A 3,529-nucleotide genomic window follows, 5' to 3' on the forward strand; every position below is an offset into this window, starting at 1 on the left:
CGCCATCTGCAAGGCGGTGTCGTCGCGAAGCGCCATCAGTACAGTCACCATCAAACGCCGCGCCTGCTTTTCGTTTTCCAACGACTCGGTGACCAAGCTGATCACTCGGAACGCGTGGTCCGCGGCGAGCATACACGGCTTCTTCTCATACTCTCTTGGTGAAAGCATGGTTATTCCCCTTTCGTTTCTTTTTCGTGGGTCGGGTTGCTTGTCTTTCCCGAATTGTGCGCTGCACCGCCGCTGCACCAGTTTGGGGTCGCGGAATCGTGTTCGCGGCCGAGACAGTGTAGGGAGCCGATCCATGCAATGCGGTTCACATCCACGTCTCCACGATCTTCTCGTCGTCAGTCGCCGCTCGATCTGCTCTATCTCAACAGCCGGGATCTGCGAAAGCAGCCGCTGATCGAGCGCAAGGGCACCTGAAGAAGATCATCGGCGATACAGACATCCAGTTCAGTGAGAGCTTCGGGGTCGATGGCAAGAAGACGTACGCCCACGCCGCAAGGTCAGGCTCCAAGGCGTCGTCTCGAACGTGCGCGCCAGCGCCTACACCTCTGGCCAGACAACAACTGGGTGAAGAAAACCTGCGTGCAGCGGGAGATGCTGGTGATCGCAGGCTTCGCGCTCGACGGTAACAAATGGGACGGCATCTATGTCGGCCGCCGAAAGGGCGAGGACCTGATCTATGCGGGTAAAGTCCATCACGGTTCGACAAGGCATCCGCTGCCGATCTGCAGAAGCGCCTGACGACGCTGATCCGGAAAACGCAACCATACACTAAGCGCATCGCGCACAAGGGCATCTGGGTCGAGCGCGAGCTTATGGCCGAGATCGAATACCGGGCGAAGTCCGCGCAAGGAGACATCCAACGACGAACCCGGCGATCCGTTCGTCTGCGGAATCGTCAGCAGCCTGCATTGCAGGATCGCCTGCGGTGCGCAATCGCCCCGATGCTCAACGGCAGCTTCTGCTCCATCGCCTGCTACACAAGCGCCGCTTCGCCAGATTCGACCGCGAGCAGGTCGACCATCACCTCGGCTTCCTGCTGCTGGCGCGCTTCATACGCCAGTGCGTCGTCGCTCTCGCTATCTATCTCTGCATCAAATTCCGGCAACCCGCCGCACTGATCAGTTCGTCGCGGAGAGCCGGCGTGGAGATAGCACCCATGGCCGACCGTCATTGACTGGTGTCGTGCTACCAGTCTTTTGCTATCAAACTGAACCGGCGGCATTACAGGGCTGTTTCAGTCCGTCGGCAAACGATTGCGATTGTAGTCGAGCGGCCAAAGTTATGGCGGTCGGAAAGAAGACCGGTCTAGGCTGGCCCGACCGGACCTCTGGTGAGGTCTGTTATTGCGCCGCTATCAGGGCGCAGCGCACAGCGACCTCACCCGCATCGTGATCTGCGGTGCCGGTTATAAGTACCTCCCTCGACTAGGACGTGCTACTCATAAAGGCGTAGATGTCTGGTTCTGACGTCCAAGCGGAGTCTTCCGATCAGTCGGAGCATTGCCGCTCGTGATCCAACTTCGCCATCACTCCTCCGGTACCCCAGCCAAGCGCATGCCCTCGTAGATGCGCTCGCGTTGGGTGAGGTAGGTCGGGTTATCTGTGTAAGCGCCGTCCCGGTAGCGACGGATAGAGAAACTCGGAACAAGCGTCAGCCCAGCCTTTGCGGCGGCTCTCGCATGATCCAGCGAGCCCAGCAGCGCTAGTGCAGCACCGAGTAAGAAATGCACGAGGGGATAAGTTCGGTTGGCTTCGATGCTGCGGCAGAACCAGCCGAGCGCTTCCGAATCGGCCGAAATCTGCAGCTTGGATGCGCCGACTATTGCGAACCAGCGATGGGCAAAGATATCGCGCGGAGAAAGGCGAAATGCCTCGTTCACATGTGCCTCAGTCTCCGCCCCCTGGCCGGTGCAATACTTCGCTAGACCGATTAGCGCATGGGCCCCCGCCAAATTGCGATCCAGCGCCAACGCTCGCTTGCTCTCGGCGACGCCTTGGTTGACGCGGTTAGTCGCAACGTGCACGTGTCCCAGGGCCACGTGGGCCCACGCATGGTTCGGAGCGAGAGACAGCGCGTCTTTCAGCGTTGCCTCGGCAGCCGCAAGCCGCGCGATCCGATCGCCACTCATCCAGGTTGAGCCGACGACCATGTCAACCGTCGCCATCCAGACCATCGCCTCGATATTCTTGGGATCGAGGGTCAACGCCCGCTCAAAAATGCTACGCGCCTGTTCCATGTGGTCGGGGTTTAGTCCCTTGTTGAACCACGCAGCACCTTGAAAATACAGGTCCAAGGAATTGGGATGCGGCGAACGTTCCGCCCGACGCGCCTCAGCCTCAATGAGCTGTGCATTCAGTGTGTTAGCGAGCCGCGCGACAATTTCGTCTTGCATATCGAGCAGATCGGCGATCGGCTTATCGAACCGCTCAGCCCATAGGTGATTCCCGGTTTCGGCGTCGACCAACTGCACGTTCACGCGAAGCCGATCGCCTCCTCGCTGTACCGATCCTTCTAGGACGTAACGAACGTTTAACTCGCGACCGACCTGCTTCAGATCGACCGACTTGCCTTTATAGGTAAAGGCGGTGTGGCGGCCGATCACGAACGAGCCATTGATGCGCGACAAGTCCGTGGTAAGGGTCTCAGTGACGCCATCGACGAAGTAGTCCTGCTTGGTGTCTCCGCTGAGATTGGCTAATGGCAGCACAACGATGGAGAGATTCGGCGGTGAACGCTGGCCCTGCCTTGCGTGGCTCGACTTGCGCAGCCGGCTATGTCCGTCCAGGACCGCGGCATAGGCTCGAACCGGAAGGGCAATGTTTTTGAACTTTTGCTCGCCCATATCGACGAACTCGACACCGACCTTGCCGCGGGTCTGCACGTAGGCAAAAGACGAGATACAGATGCCGCCAGGCTCTGCGATGCTCTCAAGCCGTGCCGCGACATTTACGCAGTCACCAAAAACGTCATGCGGCTCGACAATCGCGTCGCCGACATTGATGCCGACACGGAAAGCAATACGCATGTCTTCCGCATCGGCAATTGTAAGTTCTTTGATGCGAGTCTGGAATTGCACAGCAGCTCGAACCGCTTGGACCGCGCTCGGAAATACTGCCAAGAATCCGTCGCCGGTGTTCTTCACAATGCGACCCCCGTGTTCGGATATCGCGGGCGTGACAGCATCGGCGAGTAGCACTGTCAGTTTGACATACGTTGCCTCCTCATCGTGGTGCATGAGCCGCGAGTAGCCGGCGACGTCGGCGGCCAGTATCGCCGACAGACTACGCTTGACCCGGATGAGTCGGTCTTCCACCATGTCGCGCAACTCCGACCCACAGAATACTATGACGGATCGCGCGGCGCTACCTGTCCTTATCGCAAATCAATCCGGGCATATTGGTGGTGCAGCCCACCCAAAATCGGGCGACAGATAATGCGTCCGACTGTCTCGGCGGCGCGTGATATCGGCGCGTCCTTGTTCAATGACAGATGGGGTCGCGTGCCATTGTAGTAGCTCATG

The 3,529-nt window shown here is 59.0% G+C and carries 2 protein-coding genes and 1 pseudogene; 1 reads left to right on the top strand and 2 read right to left on the bottom strand.

The window, feature by feature from the left end:
- Positions 1-357: 357 nt before the first annotated feature.
- A pseudogene (locus ACZXDY_RS45100) lies at positions 358-893 on the top strand (ATP dependent DNA ligase); the annotation flags it as partial.
- Between the two features lie 89 nt (positions 894-982).
- Here the strand turns inward: ACZXDY_RS45100 and ACZXDY_RS45105 are convergent.
- Together ACZXDY_RS45105 and ACZXDY_RS45110 are read right to left on the bottom strand one after the other, a co-directional pair.
- A complete protein-coding gene (locus tag ACZXDY_RS45105) occupies positions 983-1,180 on the bottom strand; it encodes a hypothetical protein (protein WP_456647117.1) in 198 nt (65 codons plus the stop codon).
- A gap of 354 nt (positions 1,181-1,534) precedes the next feature.
- Entirely contained in the window at positions 1,535-3,325 is a 1,791-nt protein-coding gene (locus ACZXDY_RS45110; RefSeq protein ID WP_464349912.1) for an adenylate/guanylate cyclase domain-containing protein, read from the bottom strand.
- Between the last annotated feature and the right edge of the window lie 204 nt (positions 3,326-3,529).

Source organism: Bradyrhizobium sp. LeoB3, assembly GCF_055456055.1.

Bases quoted from the DNA above. Each gene is read 5' to 3' on its own strand.
- ACZXDY_RS45110 (WP_464349912.1), bottom strand. From the start codon at position 3,325: ATGGTGGAAGACCGACTCATCCGGGTCAAGCGTAGTCTGTCGGCGATA.
- ACZXDY_RS45105 (WP_456647117.1), bottom strand. From the start codon at position 1,180: ATGACGGTCGGCCATGGGTGCTATCTCCACGCCGGCTCTCCGCGACGA.